The following is a 20,129-nucleotide window of genomic DNA, read 5'->3' as shown; positions in this document are numbered from 1 at the left end:
TAAAGCAACCATGCCAGAAACTGAATACGGCAGGTCATCCGGGACCCGTCCCGGCAAACCGCTGCGTAATCCGCTGCGGGATCCGCGTGACCGCCGCCTGAACCGGATTGCCGGTCCGTCCTCGCTGGTGCTCTTCGGGGTGACCGGTGACCTTGCCCGCAAGAAGCTCATGCCGGCCGTGTATGACCTCGCCAACCGCGGGCTGCTGCCGCCGAGCTTCGCGCTGGTGGGCTTTGCCCGGCGTGAGTGGGACAAGGAGGATTTCGCCGCTGAGGTGAAGGCTTCCGTGCAGGCCTACGCACGTACGCCATTTGACGAGGCGGTGTGGAACCAGCTGTCCGAGGGCATCCGTTTTGTGCAGGGTGAGTTCGACGACGACGGCGCCTTTGAGCGTCTTGGCGAGACCATCAAGGAACTCGACGACGTCCGCGGCACCCGGGGGAACCACGCGTTCTACCTCTCGATCCCGCCGAAGGCGTTCGAGCAGGTCTGCCGGCAGCTGTCCAAGCACGGCCTGGCGCAGGCCGAAGGTGACAAGTGGCGCCGCGTGGTGATCGAGAAGCCGTTCGGGCATGACCTTGAGTCGGCGCGGAAGCTGAACGACATTGTGGAGTCGGTGTTCCCGGCCGATGCTGTGTTCCGGATCGACCACTACCTGGGTAAAGAGACGGTCCAGAACATCCTGGCGCTGCGGTTCGCGAACCAGCTGTTCGAGCCGTTGTGGAACGCCAATTATGTGGACCATGTCCAGATCACCATGGCCGAGGACATCGGCACCGGCGGCCGTGCAGGGTATTACGACGGCGTGGGCGCGGCCCGCGACGTCATCCAGAACCACCTGCTCCAGCTGTTGGCCCTGACCGCGATGGAGGAGCCCATCTCCTTCAACGCCGATGACCTCCGTGCGGAGAAGGAAAAGGTCCTCGCCGCCGTCAAGCTGCCCGAAGACCTGTCCACGCATTCTGCTCGCGGCCAGTTCGCCGGCGGCTGGCAGGGCGGGGAACAGGTCCAGGGCTACCTGGAGGAAGAGGGCATCCCTGCCGATTCCACCACAGAGACGTTCGCCGCGATCCGGGTGGACATCCACACCCGCCGCTGGTCCGGCGTGCCGTTCTACCTGCGGGCCGGCAAGCGCCTGGGCCGGCGTGTCACCGAGATCGCCGTGGTGTTCAAGCGCGCCCCCAACCTGTTGTTCCGCGATCACGGGGAGGATGACTTCGGCCAGAACGCCGTGGTGATCCGGGTCCAGCCCGACGAGGGCGTGACCATCCGGTTCGGTTCGAAGGTGCCCGGCACGCAGATGGAAGTCCGTGATGTGACCATGGACTTTGGCTACGGCCACTCGTTCACCGAGTCCAGCCCCGAGGCATACGAGCGGCTGATCCTGGACGTGCTCCTGGGCGAGCCGCCGCTGTTCCCGCGGCATGAGGAAGTAGAGCTGTCCTGGAAGATCCTTGACCCGTTCGAGGAATACTGGGAGCAGCTGAACGAACAGCCGGAACCCTACGCCCCGGGCAGCTGGGGCCCCGCCTCTGCCGATGAGCTGCTGGCCCGTGACGGACGAACCTGGAGAAGGCCATGATTGTAGACCTGCCGGACACCACCACCTCAAAGGTTTCCAAGAAGCTGATGGCACTGCGTGACCAGGGCGGCGTGATCGCGCTGGGCCGGGTGCTGACCCTTGTGGTGGTCACCAAGTCCGGGCTCGAGGAAGAAGCGATCGAGGCAGCAAACGATGCCAGCCGGGAACACCCCTGCCGCATCATCGTCCTGGCTGATGCAGGCTCCGCCGCCGAGGACAAGCTGGACGCCCAGATCCGGGTGGGCGGGGACGCCGGCGCCTCCGAGGTGATCGTACTGCGCGGCTACGGAAAGCTCGCCCACGAAAACGAATCCCTGGTGGCCGCGCTGCTGCTCCCGGACGCACCGATTGTGGCCTGGTGGCCGCACGGCGCCCCGGAGAACGCCTGCGAAACTTCCATTGGGAAGATCGCACACCGCCGGATCACAGACTCCGCCAATGAACCGGACCCGCAGGCAGCACTGGAGAGAATCCACAAAACCTACCGCGCCGGGGACACGGACCTGGCCTGGACCCGCCTGACCAACTGGCGGATCCAGCTCGCCGCCGCCCTGGACGAAGTGGACTCCTCCCCGGTAACCGCCGTCGCCGTCGAGGGTGCCTCGGACTCCCCGAGCACCATCCTCCTCGCGGCCTGGCTTACCCTTGCGCTGGAAGCACCGGTGACCATCGTGGCGGACCCGGCCGGAACCGGCATCCGCCGCGTCCGGCTCTCCCGCCCCGGCGGCGATGTCCAGCTCTTCCGCCCGGGATTGTCCGTCGCCGAACTGACCCAGCCGGGCCAGCCCGCCCAACGGATTTCGCTGCCCCGCCGCAGCCTGCGCGACTGCCTGGCCGAGGAACTGCGCCGCCTGGACCCGGATGAAGTATTTGGCGAAGTGATTACTATGGGACTGCCACGAACCAATCTAAGGAGCGTCCGACCCAGTGAGCGTTGAGCCAAGAGTAAGCATTCATCCTGATTCGTCGGTGCTGATGGCGGCCATCGCGGCCCGCCTGATTACGAAGCTTGTTGATGTGCAGGACAAGTACGGTGAAGCCACCGTGGTGCTGACCGGCGGCACGATGGGCATCGGCACGCTGAAGGCTGTTGCAGACTCTCCGGCCGCTCCCGCTGTGGACTGGTCCAAAGTGAATTTCTGGTGGGGCGACGAACGGTTCGTCGCTTCCGGCGATGCTGACCGGAACACCACGCAGGCGTATGACGCACTGCTCGCGCATATCCCGGTGGACCCTGGGCGGATCCACGAGCCCGGGTCCTCGGACCACTTCGGCAGCCCTGAGGAAGCCGCCGAGGACTACGCCCGGCGGTTGCGGGAAGCGGCAGCCGCAGAGCACGCAGCCGACATGTCCGATGACCGGCCGGAGGAGCCCTCCGCACTCCCCCGCCTGGACGTGGTCCTGCTGGGCGTAGGACCGGACGCGCACATTGCGTCACTGTTCCCCGAGCAGGCCGCCATCCGGGAGAAAGCCAACACCGTGGTGGGCGTCCGCAATTCGCCCAAGCCGCCTCCCCTGCGTGTGTCCCTCACGCTGCCGGCCATCAATACGGCGGCCGAAGTGTGGATGGTGGTGGCTGGCGAGGACAAGGCCGGCGCTGTGGGGTTGGCCCTGGCAGGTGCCAACCCTGTACAGGTCCCTGCCGCCGGTCCGCGCGGTACATCGCGGACGCTGTGGCTGATCGATGAAAACGCTGCGTCACGCGTCCCCCAGCAGCTCGTCCGGAAGGACGCTGCGGGCGCGTAGCTTTTCCACCGCTCCAGCCAGGAGGTCTTCGGCGTCCTGGCTGGAGCGACGCTCTTTAAGATACTCCAGGTGGCTCTTGTAGCCGTCGTCAAGGCTGTCCGCATCGGCGGGCGCCACGCCGTCCCGCACCGCCGCCACCCCGCAGCGCCTGCAATCCCACACGGCCGGGATCTGGTCCTCCGGGAGTTTGAAGAAGACCAACTGCGTTTCGTGCCCTTTGGCACACCAGTACGAGATCCGGATCCGTGGAAGGCTGTTCCCCTGGTCCCCGCTCTGGAGGCTGCTTCCTGTTCCTGCCGTTGCGCCCGCGCGGGTGCCCCGGAAACCTGATGTTGGATGGATCATCGGGACACCTGCCTCTTAAAACAGAACTGTGGCTGCCGGGGAACCGACAGCCACAGTTTAGTTCGCGGACCGGCGCGGCGGCAGTGTCCGCGCAGATCGTTTTATTCGGGGATCAGGAGTCGCCGCTGCCGGTGAAACGCATAATCAGTCCCAGAGCTATGATCACGATGCCCCAGGTGACGCCGAGGATGATGGTGAACCTGTTCAGGTTCCGCTCTGCCACCCCTGAGGAGCTCAGACCTGAGCTCATGCCGCCACCGAACATGTCCGACAGTCCGCCGCCCCGTCCCTTGTGGAGGAGGATCAGCAACGTCAGCAGGAGGCTGGTGATGCCAAGGAGGATCTGCAGAATGACATGAAGAACGTCCACGACGGCCTTTCAGAAAGTTGGAATTGCGGGAGGTGCGTGCCGGGACGGACTAGTCCGTCACCAGGTGACTCTCGAACCTGACAATATTAGCAAACTCGGCCGGATCCAAGCTCGCACCGCCTACCAGAAGGCCGTCCACGTCGCGTTCCTTCAGGATGGCGGCGGCGTTGTTGGCTTTGACCGAACCGCCGTACAGCAGGCGGGTCTTGGCGGCGGTGTCGGCTCCGAAGAGGGACTCAAGCTCGGCGCGGATGGCGGCGCACAGTTCCTGCGCATCTCCCGGGCCGGCAACCTCGCCCGTGCCAATGGCCCAGACGGGTTCGTACGCCACCACAAGCTCGGCGGCCTGTTCCGGGCTAAGCCCGGCCACGCCGGCGCGGAGCTGGGCCAGCGTGTGCTCGACGTGCGTGCCGGCCTGGCGGATCTCCAGGCCTTCGCCGACGCAGAGCACGGGAACCAGGTTGTGCTTGAAGGCAGCTTTAACCTTGGCGTTGAGGACGTCGTCGGACTCATTGTGGATGGTCCGGCGTTCGCTGTGGCCCACCAGGACGTACCGGCAGCCCAGCTTGTTCAGGAACTGGCCGGAGATGTCGCCGGTGTAGGCGCCGGAGTCGAACTGGGAAAGGTCCTGGCCGCCGTAGGCAACGTCCAGGTCGTCGCCCTGGACCAGGGTCTGCACACCCCGCAGATCGGTGAACGGCGGGAAAACCGCAACCTCAACCCGGCTGTAGTCGTGCTTGGCATCCGAGAGCGTCCAGGCAAGTTTCTGCAGGAGGGTGATCCCCTGGACGTGGTCCATGTTCATTTTCCAGTTGCCCGCGATGAAGGGCTTGCGGTCAAAAGCGCCGTTCGTTGACGAAGTCACGTATTCTCCAAAAAAGTTCTTGATATGTGTTCGGCCGGCAGGCTGCCGCGTGGCAACCTGCCGGCCGGAGGACGAAAGATCCCGGCGCCGGCAGCGGCAGGCGCCGCTGCCGGCGTACTCCTGCCGTACTGCTGCCGGACGCTGTTTCTATCGGTTGAGGACGCTGAGCCCCGGAAGTTCCTTGCCTTCGAGGTATTCCAGGCTGGCGCCGCCGCCGGTGGAAATGTGCCCGAACTGGTCATCGGCGAACCCGAGGGTGCGGACAGCGGCGGCGGAATCGCCGCCACCGACTACCGTGAACGCCCCGGTTTCCGTGAGCGCGTGGGCGATGGCCCGGGTGCCGGCGGAGAAGGCCTCGAATTCGAAGACACCCATGGGCCCGTTCCAGAAGACAGTCTTCGCACCCTTGATCCGCTCGGCGAAAGCAGCTGCCGAGTCGGGTCCGATGTCCAGGCCAATCCCCTGGGCGCCGAACCTGCTGCTTTCGATGGCTTCTGCTGCCACGGTCTCGTGGGCGGCGTCAGCAGCAAACTTCTCCGCCACCACCACGTCCGTGGGCACCACAAATTCCGTGCCGGCGTCGGCTGCGCGCTTCAGGTAGTCCTGGACCACGGGAATCTGGTCTTCTTCCAGCAGGCTGGAAGCAACCTTGTGGCCAGCCGCGGCGAGGAAGGTGAACAGCATGCCGCCGCCCACCAGGATGGTGTCTGCCTTGCCGAGCAGGTTCTCGATGACAGCGAGCTTGTCTGAGACCTTTGAACCGCCGAGCACCACCACGTAGGGGCGCTGGGTGTCAGTGGTCAGCTTGCGCAGCACCTCCACCTCGGTGTGCACCAGGTCGCCCTGGTAGGACGGCAGCCGGGTGGCGACGTCGTACACGCTGGCGTGCTTGCGGTGGACGGCGCCGAAGGCGTCATCCACGTAGGCTCCGTTATCGCCGGTGAGGGCCACCAGCTCGTCAGCGAAGGCGCCGCGCTGGGCGTCGTCCTTGCTGGTTTCGCGGGCATCGAAGCGCACGTTCTCGAGGACCAGCACTTCACCGTCCTGGAGGGAGGCTGCAGCTTCCTTGGCGGAGCTGCCCACAGTGTCCGCGGCCAGGGTCACCTTGACGTCGGCCAGTTCGGCCAGGCGGGTGACCGCCGGGCGCAGGGAGTACTTTTCCTCCGGGGCGCCCTTGGGGCGTCCGAGGTGGGCTGTTACCAGCACGCGGGCACCGGCGTCCGTGAGCTTTCGCAGCACTGGCAGTGAGGCCTTGATCCGGCCGTCGTCAGTCACTGTAGAGCCGTCGAGCGGCACATTCAGGTCACTTCGAACCAGAATGTACCGCCCGCGGACACCTTCAGCGATCAGTTCGTTGAGGGTGTGAGATGTCATGTGTCTAACCCTAGCCCAGCTTGGACGCGACAAGCTCCGTAAGGTCAACGAGCCGGTTGGAGTAGCCCCATTCGTTGTCGTACCAGGAAACAACCTTGACCTGGTTGCCGATCACCTTGGTGAGGCCGGAGTCGAAGATCGACGAGGCGGGGTCGCCGACGATGTCGGAGGAGACGATGGGCTCATCGGTGTAGGTCAGGAAACCCTGGAGTTCCTCGGACTCAGCGGCACGCTTGAGGGCGGCGTTGACTTCCTCCACGGTGGTCTCACGGGAGACGGTGACGGTGAGGTCGGTGGCGGAGCCGGTGGGGACGGGAACGCGGATGGCGTAGCCGTCCAGCTTGCCCTTGAGCTCGGGCAGGACCAGGCCGATGGCCTTGGCAGCACCGGTGGAGGTGGGAACCATGTTGACGGCGGCGGCACGCGCACGGCGGAGGTCCTTGTGCGGGCCGTCCTGCAGGTTTTGGTCTGCAGTGTAGGCGTGAACGGTGGTCATCAGGCCACGCTCGATGCCGAACTCGTCGTTGACCACCTTGGCCAGCGGGCCCAGGCAGTTGGTGGTGCACGAGGCGTTCGAGATGATGTGGTGCGTTGCGTTGTCGTAGAGGTTGTGGTTGACACCCATCACGATGGTGATGTCCTCATCCGAGGCGGGGGCGGAGATCAGGACCTTCTTGGCGCCTGCATCGATGTGCTTTTGGGCATCCGCGGCCTTGGTGAAGAAGCCGGTGGATTCGATAACGATGTCCACGCCGAGCTCGCCCCACGGGAGGTTGGCGGGATCGCGCTCTGCCAGTACCTTGACGACGTTGCCGTTGACGACGATGTTGCCGTCCTTGACCTCGATGGTTTCCTTCAGGCGGCCGCCGACGGAGTCGTACTTGAACAGGTGGGCCAGGGCCTCCGGGCTGGTGAGGTCGTTGACTGCAACGATCTCCAGGTCCGCGCCCTGTGCGAGTGCTGCGCGGAAGTAGTTGCGGCCAATACGGCCAAAGCCGTTGATACCAATACGGGTCGTCACTTTTTCAGTCTCCTTGGTGCTTTCAGAAGCACAACTAGTTGAGCGGGCGTTCAAGCCAACTAACAGATCCCGCACGCCATTGGGCAGAGATGATTTACAGACGGAGGGCGACCAGCCTCATTGCTGAAGGCTAACCGCCTTCCGTGACCTATCTTACGTTTAACTGGGTCCGCCCCCGCAAGTGCGGGGGCGGACGGTCCACATTGCGGTTGGTTTAAGTCCGAATGTGAAGTTTGTTACAGGCGCGTGTAGCGCTCGTCACTACGGGAGGGTGATGAGGCCCGTGGCGTTGCTGCGTGCAGCCTCGAAGCGCTTGGCGACGTCGGCCCAGTTGACGATGTTCCAGAAGGCCTTGACGTAGTCGGCCTTGACGTTGACGTAGTCCAGGTAGAAAGCGTGCTCCCACATGTCCAGCATGAGCAGCGGGGTGGTGCCCAGTGCCGTGTTGCCCTGCTGGTCGTAGAGCTGCTCGATAACCAGGTTTCCACCGATGGGCTCGTAGGCCAGGAAGCCCCAGCCGGAACCCTGCAGGCCGAGCGCGGCTGCGGAGAATTGGGCACGGAACGCGTCGAAGGAACCAAAGGCGTCGTCAATCGCTGCTGCCAGCTCGCCTTCGGGCTTGTCGCCGCCGTCCGGGGACAGGTTGTTCCAGAACACGGAGTGGTTGACGTGCCCGCCGGTGTGGAACGCGAGGTCCTTCGACAGCCGGTTGATGTTGGCGAAGTTACCGGACTCGCGGGCTTCGGCCAGCTGGGCCAGGGCGTTGTTGGCGCCGGCCACGTAGGTGGCGTGGTGCTTGCTGTGGTGCAGCTCCATGATGCGCGCAGAAATGTGCGGCTCCAGGGCAGCGTAGTCGTAGCTGAGTTCAGGCAGTACGTACTCGGTCACAAAATCCTCCAATATCGTGGACCCTCGGTCCGGTTGGTTTCTCTCGGATTGTGCATCCGGGCGTCTGGCACCCGGAATCTTTTTGATTCTATGGGCCTGTTACTCGTCCAGCATTTCAGGCGTCACATTGGCATCGGTTCCGGGAATTCCCAGGTCAAGGGCACGCTTGTCCGCCATGGCCAGCAGCCGGCGGATCCTTCCGGCGATGGCGTCCTTGGTCATGACGGGATCGGCCAGGCGGCCCAGTTCGTCCAGGCTGGCCTGCTTGTGCGCCACCCTCAGTTCGCCGGCGTACTTCAGGTGCTCGGGGACATCGTCGCCCAGGATCTCCAGCGCCCGGTCAACGCGGGCACCTGCGGCCACCGCGGCCTGGGCCGAGCGGCGCAGGTTGGCGTCGTCGAAATTGGCGAGCCGGTTGGCAGTGGCGCGTACTTCCTTGCGCATCCGGCGCTCTTCCCACACCATCAGGGCATCGTGGGCGCCCATGCGGGTGAGGAGCGCCGCGATGGTGTCGCCGTCGCGGATGACCACACGGTCCACTCCCCGGACCTCGCGTGCCTTCGCCTGGATCTCGAGGCGCCGTGCCGCACCAACCAGTGCCAGCGCCGATTCCGGGCCGGGGCAGGTGACTTCCAGCGACGAGGAGCGCCCGGGTTCGGTGAGTGAGCCGTGGACCAGGAAAGCGCCCCGCCACACCGCTTCGGCGTCGGCGGCAGAGCCGTTGACGACGGCGGACGGCAGCCCCCGCACTGGGCGTCCGCGGCCGTCGAGGAGGCCCGTCTGGCGGGCCAGCGCCTCGCCGTCGCGCACCACACGGACCACATAGCGGCTGGCGCGGCGCAGTCCCCCGGCCGACACCACAATGATTTCGCTCTGGTGCCCGTAGACTTCGGCGATGGCCGCACGGAGGCGGCGGGCCGTGGAGGCCAGGTCCACCTCGGCCTCGATGACAATCCGGCCGGAAATTATGTGGAGCCCGCCGGCGAAGCGCAGCATGGCTGAAACTTCCGCTTTCCGGACTGATGACTTCTTGATATCCAGACGGGAAAGTTCTTCCTTGACTGATGCTGTCAGTGCCATGGCACCTTCCTAACTGTTCCCGAAAATGTCGTGGTACGCCGTGGCCAGACGCAGGGGGTCATGGACAGGCCGGCGGCCCGACGCCCCTACTTTACCCAAGACCACCTCGGCTCCGATCATCGCGGCGGCCTTCTCGAACTCCGGCAGGTCGGGAACCGACGCGGGGTCGGCCAGCACGACATCAACGCTGAAGTCGGGGGCGTACCGGCGCAGGACGTGAAGATGGTCGGCAGCCGTCATGCCCGACGTTTCCTTGGTGTCCGTGGCCAGGTTCATGGTGAGGAGGCGCTTGGCCGGCGTATCGCACAGCGCCTCCCGCATCTCCGGGAGCAGCAGGTGCGGCAACACGGAGGTGTACCAGGAGCCCGGTCCCAGGATCACCCAGTCCGCCAGTTCGATGGCCGAGAGCGCCTCAGCGCAGGCGGGCGCGGCTTCCGGCAGGAGGCGCACCGCTTCCAGCGAACCGGCTACGGCGCAGCGTGCCTGGCCGTAGATGGTTTGCAGCTGGGAAGTGCCGTTGGGGGCGTTGACCCGGACGTCGCCTTCGATGGTCAGCGGCTCCGTGGACATGGGCAGGACCTGGCCGCGGGCACCGAGCAGCGCCCCCGCCCACCGGAGGCCAGCGACGGCGTCACCGAGCAGTTCCCACAGGGTAACGATCAGCAGGTTGCCGGTGGCGTGGTCGTCCAGCGAGCCGCCCGGTCCCTTTCCGGGGCGGAAACGGTGCTGCATCACGTCCCGCCACGTGCGGCCCCAGTCCGTGTCGTCGCAGAGGGCGGAGAGGGCCATCCGGAGGTCCCCCGGCGGGAGGACACCGTACTCGTCCCGCAGGCGCCCGGAAGATCCGCCGTCGTCCGCTACCGTGACGATGGCCGTCAGTTCCGTGGTGAGCAGGCGCAGCGCCGAGAGGGACGCGGACAGGCCGTGCCCGCCGCCGAGTGCAACAACATTTGGCCCCTTGTCCTGCTGGTTCCCGGCTGTTCCGGCCGGTGGAACCAGCGGCAGGGCCCCTGTGAACAGCGACATTACTCGCGGCCCAGGTCCCGGTGCGTGGTGGTCACGGTGACCCGGGGGAACTGGGCCAGCTTCTTGGAAAGTTCGACGGCGACCGCCACCGAGCGGTGTTTGCCGCCGGTGCAGCCCACGGCGATGGTGGCATAGTGCTTGTTCTCGCGGCGGTAGCCGTCCAGGACCGGTTCCAGCGCCATCACGTAGCGGTCCACGAAGTTCTTGACCCCTTCGGCTTCGAGGACGTAGTCGCTGACGTCCTTGTCCAGCCCGGTGTGCGGGCGCAGCTGGGGCACCCAGTGCGGGTTGGGGATGAACCGGACGTCTGCCACGTAGTTTGCGTCCACGGGCAGGCCGTACTTGAAGCCGAAACTCATGACGTTCAGCCGCAGGGCCACCGGCCCTGTTTCACTGAAGAGCTCGGTGATCGCGGTGGCGAGGCCGTGGACGTTGTAGCCCGAGGTGTCCAGGACGACGTCGGAGCTGTCGCGCAGTTCCTGCAGCAGCTCCCGTTCGGCGGCAATGCCGTCGAGGATGCGGCCGCCGGCCTGCAGGGGATGCGGCCGGCGTCCCTGTTCGAACCTCCGGACCAGCACGTTGTCGCTGGCGTCGAGGAAAAGGACCCGGAAGGTGACGCCGCTGGCGGCCAGCGCTCCAAGGGCCGCGCGGATGTCCGCAAAGAGGCCCTTGCTGCGGACGTCGATGACCACGGCCAGCCGCGGGATGGACTGCGGTGCGTGCGAGACGAGTTCGGCGAGGGTGCCCAGCATCTGCGGCGGCAGGTTTTCCACGACGTACCAGCCGTGGTCCTCCAGCGCGTCCGCCGCCGTGCTCCGCCCCGCTCCGGACATCCCGGTGACCACCAGCAGTTCCGCTTCGAGCGGCTTGACGGGTTGCATCCCGTCCTCCCCTGCTCCGGATTCCGCCGTTGTGTCTGCCATTAAGTCCGCCCCGTTTCGTCAGTTGCCTGGTGGGGTGGCCCGCGTTGGCCCGCACCCCTCCCCAACCCTAGCTAAGAATCTTCGAACTCCGCTAAGTTTCAGCGGTGTCACTAGGATTCGATGACTTCACCGGTGGTCATGTTGATGGCAGGTACGGTGGCTGCCTCCGGTCCGGCGGCCGAGAAATGGTTCACGATGGCGCCCGCGAGGGCAGGTCCGATCCCCTTCGCTTCGGAAAGTTCTTCCGCGGAGGCCGACTTGACTCCCTTCACGGATCCGAAGTGCGCCAGGAGGGCCTTCCGCTTGGAGGCGCCGAGACCCGGTACCCCGTCAAGGGCGGAGACGGTCATGGCCTTGCCCCGCTTTTGCCGGTGGAACGAGATCGCGAACCGGTGGGCCTCATCCCGGATGCGCTGCAGCAGGTACAGGCCCTGGGATGTCCGCGGCAGGATCACCGGGAAGTCGCTGTCCGGCAGCCAGACTTCCTCCAGCCGCTTGGCGAGGCCCACCACGTATACGTCGTCGATGCCGAGGTCGGCGAGGGCGCGGGCCGCTGCGTTAACCTGGGGCTTGCCGCCGTCCACCACCACCAGGTTGGGCGGGTAGGCGAACTTGGCCCGGGGAGCGGGCGTGGTGGTGTCCAGCAGGGCGCTGTCGAATCTGGTTTCTGCCTTGCTGTGGTCTGCGGAGGTGGTTTCTGCCGGGATGGGGTCTGGGTAGCCGGGTTCGGCCTGGCCAGCGCCTGCGGCGTCAAGCTCACTCGTGTTCAGGACGGATTCGTCCACCTGCGCCGACTTGTCCTTCAGGTAGTGCCGGAACCGCCGGGTCAGGACATCGTGCATGGCAGCGGTGTCATCGGAGGCCGCGGCCCCGGTGATGGAGAATTTCCGGTAGTCGGATTTCTTCGGCAGCCCGTCCTCCACCACCACCATGGACGCCACCACGTTGGTGCCCTGAACGTGCGAGACGTCAAAGCATTCGATCCGCAGCAGTGGTACGGGCAGGTCCAGCGCCTCCTGGAGTTCCTGCAGCGCCTGGGACCTGACGGTGATGTCGCCGGCGCGCCGCGTCTTGTGGAGCTTGAGGGCATGTTCGGCGTTTTCGCGGACCGTGGACATCAGCGCGGCTTTGTCCCCGCGCTGAGGCACGCGGATGTCCACCTTCGCGCCGCGCATGCCGCCGAGCCATTCCGTGAGCTCCGCCTGGTTGCTGGGCGCAACGGGAACCAGGACTTCGCGGGGCAGCCTGCCATGGCTTTGCCCTTCGTCCCCGTACACCTGCTGCAGGAGGTGCTCCACCAGGTCCGGCGTGGTGGAATCCTCCACCTTCTCCACCACCCAGCCGCGCTGGCCGCGGATCCGGCCGCCACGGACATGGAATACCTGGACGGCGGCTTCCAGTTCGTCCTCGTGGAGGGAAAAGACGTCAGCGTCGGTGTCTTCCGCGAGCACCACCGCGTTCCGTTCAAAGACCTTCCGGAGCGCGGTGATGTCATCGCGCAGGCGGGCGGCCCGCTCGTAGTTCAGCTCGGACACCGCTTCCGCCATCTGCTTTTCCAGCTTGCTGATGAAGCGTTTGGCTTCGCCGCCCATAAAGGCGCAGAAATCCTCCGCCAGGTCCCGGTGGTCGTCCGCGGAGATCCGGCCCACGCAGGGGGCGGAGCACTTATCGATGTAGCCGAGCAGGCAGGGCCTGCCGCTGGCCTCGGCGCGCTTGAACACGCCGGCACTGCAGCTGCGGACCGGGAAGACGCGCAGGAGGGTATCCATGGTTTCCCGGATGGCTCCGGCGGTGTACGGGCCGAAATAGCGGGTGCCCTTACGCTTGTCTCCGCGCATCACCTGCACCCGCGGATACTTTTCGCCCATGGTCACGGCGAGGTAGGGGTACGTCTTGTCGTCACGGAAGACGACGTTGAACCGCGGTTTGAATTCCTTGATCCACGTGTATTCCAGCTGCAGCGACTCCAGCTCGCTGCCCACCACTGTCCATTCCACGCTGCTGGCGGCATGGACCATGGCATACGTCTTGGGCAGGAGCCCGGCCGGGTTGGCGAAGTACGAGTTCAGCCGGGAGCGGAGGCTCTTCGCCTTGCCCACATAGATAACCCTGCCGTTGGGGTCGCGGAACCGGTACACCCCCGGATTGGTGGGAATCTCGCCCGTTTGGGGCCGGTAACTTGCTGGATTTGCCACCTATCCATTCTACTGAGGCACGCGGGGTGCAGTGGCCAGCAGCGTGGGATGATCTGCCGGCCTGCGCAGGCGGGGCCGTACGGGGCAAGAGGAGGCAGCAGTTCCTCCGGTCCCGCTACTCGATGGTTTTGCTCTGGTTGTAGCTGGAGGAGCGTTCCTGGCCGCTGAGTTCGGCGATCGCGTCCATCACGCGGTCCGTCACTTCCCGGCGGGCCGGCAGCGAATGGTCCGGGCCCGTCTTGTCGAAGTACAGGGGCTCCCCCACCTTCATGATGAAGTGCTGCGGCCGGACACCGCTTTCACCGGCGCGCTGCAGGTTTTCGGTCCCGATGAGGCCCACCGGGATCACAGGGGCGCCAGTGGTCAGCGCCAGCCAGCCCACGCCGGTGCGTCCGCGGTAGAGGATGCCGTCCCTGGACCGGGTGCCTTCGGGATAGATGCCGATCCCCTTGCCGGACTCCAGGATGTCCATGAGCGTTTTGAGCGCCTGCACGCTGGCGGCCTGCTCCCCGCGTTCCACGGGTATGGAGCCCACGGATTCGAAGAACGCTTTCATGACCTTGCCCTTGGCGCCGCCGGTGGTGAAGTACTCGGCCTTCGCAAAGAACGCGACCGGGCGGGGCATCAGTGCCTGGACAATGACACTGTCAAAAAACGAGAGGTGGTTGGGGGCCACAATGAAGGGGCCGTCGGCGGGAACATTTTCCAAGCCGACGACGGTGGGCCGGCAGGTGCCGGAGATCAGGGTCCGCGTGGTCCAGCGGACAGCGTCAAACAGTGCCATCGTTGGTCACCCCGCTCATCGCGGCCGCGTGAACGGCTTCAAGGCGATCGATGGTGGTCACCAGCTCGCTGGCGGTCTCCACTACGGCAACGGCGCCGGCGGACTCCAGTTCCCCGTTGGGGGCAAATCCCCAGGCGACTCCAATGCAGTCCAGGCCGTTGGCAAGGGCACCGGCGACGTCCTGCGCGCGGTCTCCTACCATCAAGGCGTGTTGCGTGCCCAGGTCCTTGAGGGCGGCAGCGATGATCTCCGTCTTTCCGAGCGGAACACCTTCCACGGCGGACTCGTCATCTGCCGAACCGTGGATCCCCTCGAACATCCCGTCGATCCCGTGGTAGCCCAGGACCGTGCGGGCCAACCCCTGGGGTTTCTGAGTGGCCACGGAAATCGGCCGTCCTGCCGCGGCGAATTGCTCCAGGACTTCGAGGACGCCCGGATAAAGGCGGCTCTGGCCGATCCCCGTGGCCACGTAGTACTCCCGGTAGCGGCGGATAACGTCGTCCAGGAGTTCGGCCGGAACCCGGGCCACGTTCAGCAGGGAATCGCTCAGCTTCGGGCCGATCATTGCTTCGAGCAGGTCCTGGCCGGGAACCGGAAGCCCCAGCCCCTGCAGGGCGGCAGCAATTCCATCTGTTATCCCACCGGCCGGGTCGACAAGAGTGCCGTCCAGGTCAAAGATCACGGGCACTGTTGTTTGAGTCACCGGGTTAGTTTCTCATGACAGCACTGATGCCTGAAACTCGCATTCCCGCCACGGAATATTTCCCGGAGGGCGGAGCGGTCTACGGCAGTATCTCGGCGAGGAAAGCTGCCGTGTGGCTGTCAGTGGACTTGGCGATCTGCTCGGGCGTGCCGGCAGCGACAACCTGGCCGCCCCCCGAACCGCCGTCCGGACCAAGATCCACAATCCAGTCAGCACTCTTGATGACGTCCAGGTTGTGTTCGATCGTGATCACCGTGTTGCCCTTGTCCACCAGGCCCTGCAGCACCATCAGCAGCTTGCGGATGTCCTCGAAGTGCAGGCCCGTGGTGGGCTCATCCAGGACATAGACGCTACGGCCGTTTGACCGCTTCTGCAGTTCGGCTGCCAGCTTGACGCGCTGGGCCTCGCCGCCGGACAGCGTAGTGGCAGGCTGGCCGAGCCGGACATACCCCAGGCCCACGTCAACCAGCGTGTTCAGGTGACGCGCGATTGGGGAGAACGCCGCGAAGAACTCTGCGCCTTCCTCGATGGGCATGTTCAGCACATCCGCAATTGTTTTGCCCTTGTAATGGACTTCCAGCGTTTCGCGGTTGTAGCGCGCGCCATGGCAAACCTCACAGGGCACGTAAACGTCCGGCAGGAAGTTCATCTCGATCTTCAGCGTTCCGTCACCGGAGCATGCCTCGCACCGCCCGCCCTTGACGTTGAAGGAGAAGCGTCCGGGCATGTAGCCGCGGACCTTAGCTTCGGTGGTCTCCGCGAAGAGCTTGCGGATGTTGTCAAAGACGCCGGTGTAGGTGGCCGGGTTGGAGCGTGGCGTCCGGCCGATGGGGCTCTGGTCAACGTGCACCACCTTGTCCAGGTGTTCCAGGCCCTGGACCGTTTTATGCCGGCCGGCCACCTGCTTGGCGCCGTTGAGCTTGTTGGCCAGCACCTTGTACAGGATTTCGTTGACCAGCGTGGATTTGCCGGAACCGCTGACGCCGGTCACGGCGGTGAAGAGGCCCAGCGGGAACGCGGCGTCGACGTTCAGGAGGTTGTTCTCCCGGGCGCCCACCACCTTCAGTTCACGCTTTTTGTCGTACTTCCGGCGCTTCTTGGGGATCTCGATCTTCCTGCGCCCGGACAGGTAGTCCCCCGTCAGCGAGGCGGTGTTCTCCAGCAGGTCCTTGTACGAGCCGGAGTGGACCACCTGGCCGCCGTGTTCGCCGGCGCCCGGTCCAATGTCCACCACCCAGTCGGCCACGTGGATGGTGTCTTCGTCGTGCTCCACCACAATGAGGGTGTTGCCCATGTCGCGGAGCCTGGTCAGGGTGTCGATGAGGCGGCGGTTGTCCCGCTGGTGCAGCCCGATGGACGGTTCGTCCAGCACGTACAGGACGCCCACCAGGCCGGAACCGATCTGCGTGGCCAGGCGGATGCGCTGGGCCTCGCCGCCGGACAGGGTGGCTGACGGCCGTTCGAGGTTCAGGTATTCCAGCCCGACGTCCAGCAGGAAGGTCAGCCGTGCCTGGATCTCCTTCAGGACCTGATGTGCGATCTGGGCTTCGCGGCCGGTCAGCACGAGGTTGTTCAGGAAATCAGCGCAGTCACGCATGGGAAGGGCGGCGACGTCGGCAATCGACTTTCCGTTGATGAGCACGGACAGGGAGGCAGGATTGAGGCGGGCGCCGTTGCAGGCGGGGCACGGAATCTGCCGCATGTACTCTTCGTAGCGGTCGCGGGCCCATTCGGAGTCCGTCTCGCCGTGCTTCCGGTGGACGTACTGGATGGCACCTTCAAAGCCGGTGCTGTATTTCCGTTCCCGGCCGAACCGGTTCCGGTACTGCACCACCACCTTGTGGTCCTTGCCGTGCAGGACCGTCTGGCGGACATCGCTGCCCAGCTTCTCCCATGGCGTATCCATGGAGAACCCGAGTTCTTTCGCGAGGCCCTCCAGGAGCCTGTTCCAGTACTCCGTGGTGGCAGTACCCAGGGACCAGGGGGCGATGGCGCCCTCGGACAGCGAAAGCTCGGGATTGGGGACGATGAGTTCCTCGTCCACCTCCAGCTTGGTGCCGATGCCGCTGCAGGCCGCGCACGCGCCAAAGGGGTTGTTGAAGGAGAAGGACCGGGGCTCGATTTCGTCGATGGCCAGCGGGTGTTCGTTGGGGCAGGCCAGGTTCTCGGAGAAGGCGCGGAGCCGGTGCGGGTCATCGGCCTCCAGGTCCACGAATTCGGCGAGGACCCTGCCCTCGGCAAGGCCAAGGGCGGTTTCGATGGAGTCGGTGAGGCGCTGGCTGATGCCTTCCTTGACCACCAGGCGGTCCACCACCACCTCGATGGTGTGCTTGAACTGCTTGCCCAGCTTGGGCGGGTCGTTGAGCTGGACGAGGTCTCCGTCCACCCGGGCGCGGGAGTAGCCCTTGGCCGTGAGTTCCTTGAAGAGATCGACAAACTCCCCCTTCCGGCCGCGCACCACGGGGGCGAGGACCTGGAAACGGGTTCCCTCGTCCAGCTCCAGCAACTGGTCCACGATCTGCTGCGGCGTTTGCTTGGCTACCGGCTCCCCGCAGACAGGGCAGTGCGGCCGGCCCACGCGCGCCCAGAGCAGGCGCATGTAGTCGTAGATCTCGGTGATGGTTCCCACAGTGGAGCGGGGGTTCTTGCTGGTGGACTTCTGGTCGATGGAGACGGCCGGGGAGAGCCCCTCGATGAAGTCGACGTCGGGCTTGTCCACCTGGCCCAGGAACTGGCGGGCGTACGCGGAGAGCGACTCGACGTAGCGGCGCTGGCCCTCGGCGAAAATGGTGTCGAAGGCGAGGGATGATTTGCCGGAGCCGGACAACCCTGTGAAGACGATCATTGCGTCCCGAGGCAGGTCCAGGTCCACGTTGCGCAGGTTGTGCTCCCGTGCGCCCTTGACCACAAGGCGGGACAGGTCCGGGCGCTTTGGTGTGGCGGATCGGGCGGGCGAAACGACAACGGATTGGAGGGCAGATTCTTCAGCTACGGCTTTAGGCACCCACTAATGCTAATCGAAAATTTCTTCGAACACCCACGCGGGGGCTCTCAGGAGCCGTCGTAAGCTGCGGCCAGCAGCTGCACAGCCTCGGCGAACGATGCGCCCTGTGCCTTGGCTGCCGCCGCATACTCTGCGGCCGCGGTGGACAGCCCGCCCAGGCGTTCGTCGCGGGCGCAGACGACGGTGCCGTTCCGTCCCCGGGTGGCCACGACGCCGGCAGCCTCCAGTTCCTTGTAGGCCCTGGCTACGGTATGGGGTGCGACGTCCAGCCGTTCCGCAAGGGAGCGCACGGCCGGCAGCCGGGTTCCCGGCGGAAGCTTTCCGCCGTCGGCCAGATGGATCACCTGGAGCCGCAGCTGCTCGAACAGCGGCACCGAACTGGCTGTATTGGGCTTCCAGGCCCCCGGGAAGTCGGCCGCCGTTTTCAAATGCCGGCCTCGAGCACGCCGCTGCGCCCCGCCTGCAGGGAGAACTGGGCGTTGTAGAGGCGCGTGTAATAGCTGTTGGCATCGAGGAGGTCCTGGTGGGTGCCCTGCTCGACAATGCGTCCGTGGTCCATGACCAGAATTAGATCAGCGTCGCGCACCGTGGACAAACGGTGCGCAATAACAAAGCTGGTCCGGCCGCGGCGCAACCGCTGCATGGCGTGACGGATCAGCAGCTCCGTTCTTGAATCCACTGAACTTGTTGCCTCATCGAGGATCTGGACGGCGCGGGCCGCCAACTGCGCCCGGGCAATGGTGATCAGCTGCCGCTGGCCCTGGCTCAGCCCGTCACCACCGTTTTCCAGCACTGTGTCATAACCATGCGGCAGCGACCTTACAAAGCGGTCCACGTAGCTCGCCTGGGCCGCCGCCAGGATGTCCGCCTCGGACGCTCCCGGGCTTCCATAGGCGATGTTTTCGCGGATAGTACCTCCGAAGAGCCAGGCGTCCTGCAGCACTACACCGAACTGCGCCCGCAGGAGGTCCCGGCGAAAGGCCGCAACATCGGCTCCGTCGATAGTGATCCGCCCGGAATGCGGCTCGCAAAAGCGCAGGAGAAGGTTGATGACAGTGCTCTTGCCGGCCCCCGTGTGCCCCACGATCGCCACCGTCTCGCCCGGTTCCACCGTAAAGGAGAGGTTGCGCACCGCCGGGGCGGCATCCTTATAACCGAACGTCACATCATGGAATTCAATGCGGCCCCGCCCCTGGACAACAGCGTCCGCTGGCGGTTCATCGGGTGGCTCCTCCTCAGTATCGAGCAGGGCGAAGACGCGGGCCGCCGACGCCGCGCAGGACTGCATGAGGTTGAGCATTCCGCCGATCTGGCCCACGGGCTGGGTAAAAAGCCTGCTGAACTGGATAAAAGCCTGGATGCCGCCGATGGTCATGGCGCCGGCGATGACCTGGAGGGCACCCACCACCGCCACGGCGATGTAGCTGAGGTTGGACATCAGGACCATCAGCGGCTGCACGACGCCTGCCGAGTACTGCGCTTTGGTGGCCGCGCGCGCCAGGCGCTCGTTGCTCCGGGCAAAGACGTCCGCCGCGGGCGCCTGCCGCCCGAAGGCCTTGATGACCTCATGGCCGGTGACGAACTCCTCCACGTGCGCGTTCAATTCACCTGTTTCGGTCCACTGCCTGTCGAAGTGCGCCTGGGATTTCCGGGCCACCTGCACGGTGATCAAGGTGGACAACGGGACCGTGGCAATCGCGATGGCAGCCAGCACGGGCGAGATCCACAACATCATGGCCAGCGAGCCGCACAGCATCAGCACGGACATGATGAGTTGCGTCAGGAGCTGGTTCAAGGCCTGGGTGATGTTGTCGATGTCGTTCGTGGCACGGCTCAGGACGTCGCCCCTGGACCGCTCCCGGAAGTATGTGACGGGCAGCCGGTGCAGTTTTTCCTCCACGGACCCCCGGAGTCCGTACATTAAGCCCTGTACGGAGTGGGCAGCGAGTGCCCCCTGGATCCAGTTGAAAAGGGAAGCCCCCACGTAAGCCAGTGCTACCGCCGCCAGGATGACCCCGAGCCGCTCCTGGTCCAGGTCCTGGCGGACGACGCCCTCCACCACAACGTCCGTGGCGTCACCCAGATACTTTGGTGCGGCGACGTTAAGCACGGCGAACGCGCAGGTGGCCGCAACTGCCCCAAGCATGTGCCGCCGGAAAGGCCGGAGCAAACCAAGTAGCCGGCGGGCGGTGGGCCAGAACCTTTCCGCCGTCCCGGCGGCTG

The 20,129-nt window shown here is 65.4% G+C and carries 18 protein-coding genes; 3 read left to right on the top strand and 15 right to left on the bottom strand.

The genetic code is table 11. The features are described from left to right. Positions 1 to 10 precede the first annotated feature (10 nt). From zwf to pgl, 3 genes are read left to right on the top strand one after another with little or no spacing between them, the layout of a single operon-like run. Entirely contained in the window at positions 11 to 1,582 is a 1,572-nt protein-coding gene (gene zwf / locus QFZ36_RS01455) for a glucose-6-phosphate dehydrogenase (protein ID WP_306633338.1), read from the top strand. Continuing rightward, on the top strand, positions 1,579 to 2,520 hold the full coding sequence (locus QFZ36_RS01450) for a glucose-6-phosphate dehydrogenase assembly protein OpcA (protein ID WP_306633336.1): 942 nt from the start codon (positions 1,579 to 1,581) through the stop codon (positions 2,518 to 2,520). Before zwf ends, QFZ36_RS01450 begins: the two co-directional genes overlap by 4 nt. Beyond that, positions 2,510 to 3,328, top strand: a complete 819-nt coding sequence (gene pgl / locus QFZ36_RS01445; protein WP_306633334.1) for a 6-phosphogluconolactonase — start codon at positions 2,510 to 2,512, stop codon at positions 3,326 to 3,328. The genes QFZ36_RS01450 and pgl overlap by 11 nt, the downstream gene beginning before the upstream one ends. Here pgl and QFZ36_RS01440 read toward each other — a convergent pair. From QFZ36_RS01440 to QFZ36_RS01370, 15 genes are all read right to left on the bottom strand, one after another. After that, positions 3,281 to 3,673 carry an RNA polymerase-binding protein RbpA gene (locus QFZ36_RS01440; RefSeq protein ID WP_306633332.1) on the bottom strand — a complete coding sequence of 131 codons (393 nt, stop codon included), beginning with the start codon at positions 3,671 to 3,673 and terminating at the stop codon, positions 3,281 to 3,283. The genes pgl and QFZ36_RS01440 overlap by 48 nt on opposite strands. A gap of 112 nt (positions 3,674 to 3,785) precedes the next feature. Then, positions 3,786 to 4,043 (bottom strand): preprotein translocase subunit SecG, encoded by a 258-nt coding sequence (secG, locus tag QFZ36_RS01435; protein ID WP_050055341.1) that lies wholly within the window; start codon positions 4,041 to 4,043, stop codon positions 3,786 to 3,788. 49 nt (positions 4,044 to 4,092) lie between these two features. Then, complete coding sequence (gene tpiA / locus QFZ36_RS01430; protein ID WP_306633330.1) at positions 4,093 to 4,908, bottom strand: triose-phosphate isomerase; 816 nt, start codon at positions 4,906 to 4,908, stop codon at positions 4,093 to 4,095. Positions 4,909 to 5,055: 147 nt separating this feature from the next. Continuing rightward, on the bottom strand, positions 5,056 to 6,282 hold the full coding sequence (locus QFZ36_RS01425; RefSeq protein ID WP_306633328.1) for a phosphoglycerate kinase: 1,227 nt from the start codon (positions 6,280 to 6,282) through the stop codon (positions 5,056 to 5,058). Positions 6,283 to 6,292: 10 nt separating this feature from the next. Beyond that, positions 6,293 to 7,303 carry a type I glyceraldehyde-3-phosphate dehydrogenase gene (gene gap / locus QFZ36_RS01420; RefSeq protein ID WP_050055344.1) on the bottom strand — a complete coding sequence of 337 codons (1,011 nt, stop codon included), beginning with the start codon at positions 7,301 to 7,303 and terminating at the stop codon, positions 6,293 to 6,295. Between the two features lie 261 nt (positions 7,304 to 7,564). Continuing rightward, entirely contained in the window at positions 7,565 to 8,191 is a 627-nt protein-coding gene (locus QFZ36_RS01415; RefSeq protein WP_306633327.1) for a superoxide dismutase, read from the bottom strand. A gap of 99 nt (positions 8,192 to 8,290) precedes the next feature. Beyond that, positions 8,291 to 9,271 (bottom strand): DNA-binding protein WhiA, encoded by a 981-nt coding sequence (gene whiA, locus QFZ36_RS01410; protein ID WP_306633326.1) that lies wholly within the window; start codon positions 9,269 to 9,271, stop codon positions 8,291 to 8,293. Between the two features lie 9 nt (positions 9,272 to 9,280). Then, a complete protein-coding gene (locus tag QFZ36_RS01405) occupies positions 9,281 to 10,297 on the bottom strand; it encodes a gluconeogenesis factor YvcK family protein (protein WP_306633325.1) in 1,017 nt (338 codons plus the stop codon). After that, positions 10,297 to 11,220: an RNase adapter RapZ gene (gene rapZ, locus QFZ36_RS01400; protein WP_306633324.1), complete on the bottom strand. Its 924-nt coding sequence runs from the start codon at positions 11,218 to 11,220 to the stop codon at positions 10,297 to 10,299. The genes QFZ36_RS01405 and rapZ overlap by 1 nt, the downstream gene beginning before the upstream one ends. 110 nt (positions 11,221 to 11,330) lie before the next feature. Beyond that, on the bottom strand, positions 11,331 to 13,415 hold the full coding sequence (uvrC, locus tag QFZ36_RS01395) for an excinuclease ABC subunit UvrC (protein WP_306633323.1): 2,085 nt from the start codon (positions 13,413 to 13,415) through the stop codon (positions 11,331 to 11,333). A 115-nt stretch (positions 13,416 to 13,530) separates the two neighbouring features. Then, positions 13,531 to 14,199, bottom strand: a complete 669-nt coding sequence (locus QFZ36_RS01390) for a lysophospholipid acyltransferase family protein (RefSeq protein ID WP_306633322.1) — start codon at positions 14,197 to 14,199, stop codon at positions 13,531 to 13,533. Continuing rightward, positions 14,186 to 14,902, bottom strand: a complete 717-nt coding sequence (locus QFZ36_RS01385) for an HAD hydrolase-like protein (RefSeq protein WP_306633320.1) — start codon at positions 14,900 to 14,902, stop codon at positions 14,186 to 14,188. The genes QFZ36_RS01390 and QFZ36_RS01385 overlap by 14 nt, the downstream gene beginning before the upstream one ends. Positions 14,903 to 14,981: 79 nt before the next feature. Next, positions 14,982 to 17,906, bottom strand: a complete 2,925-nt coding sequence (uvrA, locus tag QFZ36_RS01380) for an excinuclease ABC subunit UvrA (protein ID WP_306633318.1) — start codon at positions 17,904 to 17,906, stop codon at positions 14,982 to 14,984. A 47-nt stretch (positions 17,907 to 17,953) separates the two neighbouring features. Next, positions 17,954 to 18,334 (bottom strand): GntR family transcriptional regulator, encoded by a 381-nt coding sequence (locus tag QFZ36_RS01375; protein WP_306633316.1) that lies wholly within the window; start codon positions 18,332 to 18,334, stop codon positions 17,954 to 17,956. Continuing rightward, entirely contained in the window at positions 18,331 to 20,052 is a 1,722-nt protein-coding gene (locus tag QFZ36_RS01370; RefSeq protein WP_306633314.1) for an ABC transporter ATP-binding protein, read from the bottom strand. Before QFZ36_RS01370 ends, QFZ36_RS01375 begins: the two co-directional genes overlap by 4 nt. Positions 20,053 to 20,129 lie beyond the last annotated feature (77 nt).

Source organism: Pseudarthrobacter siccitolerans, from assembly GCF_030823375.1.
Lineage (GTDB): Bacteria > Actinomycetota > Actinomycetes > Actinomycetales > Micrococcaceae > Arthrobacter > Arthrobacter siccitolerans_A.
The sequence above is the reverse complement of the archived record's forward strand: the minus strand, read 5'-3'. Positions and strand labels throughout refer to the sequence as shown.

Coding starts and splice junctions, on each gene's coding strand:
- zwf (WP_306633338.1), top strand. CDS start 11: ATGCCAGAAACTGAATACGGCAGGTCATCCGGGACCCGTCCCGGCAAA.
- QFZ36_RS01450 (WP_306633336.1), top strand. CDS start 1,579: ATGATTGTAGACCTGCCGGACACCACCACCTCAAAGGTTTCCAAGAAG.
- QFZ36_RS01440 (WP_306633332.1), bottom strand. CDS start 3,673: ATGATCCATCCAACATCAGGTTTCCGGGGCACCCGCGCGGGCGCAACG.
- QFZ36_RS01425 (WP_306633328.1), bottom strand. CDS start 6,282: ATGACATCTCACACCCTCAACGAACTGATCGCTGAAGGTGTCCGCGGG.
- whiA (WP_306633326.1), bottom strand. CDS start 9,271: ATGGCACTGACAGCATCAGTCAAGGAAGAACTTTCCCGTCTGGATATC.
- QFZ36_RS01405 (WP_306633325.1), bottom strand. CDS start 10,297: ATGTCGCTGTTCACAGGGGCCCTGCCGCTGGTTCCACCGGCCGGAACA.
- rapZ (WP_306633324.1), bottom strand. CDS start 11,220: ATGGCAGACACAACGGCGGAATCCGGAGCAGGGGAGGACGGGATGCAA.
- QFZ36_RS01390 (WP_306633322.1), bottom strand. CDS start 14,199: ATGGCACTGTTTGACGCTGTCCGCTGGACCACGCGGACCCTGATCTCC.
- QFZ36_RS01370 (WP_306633314.1), bottom strand. CDS start 20,052: ATGCTTGGGGCAGTTGCGGCCACCTGCGCGTTCGCCGTGCTTAACGTC.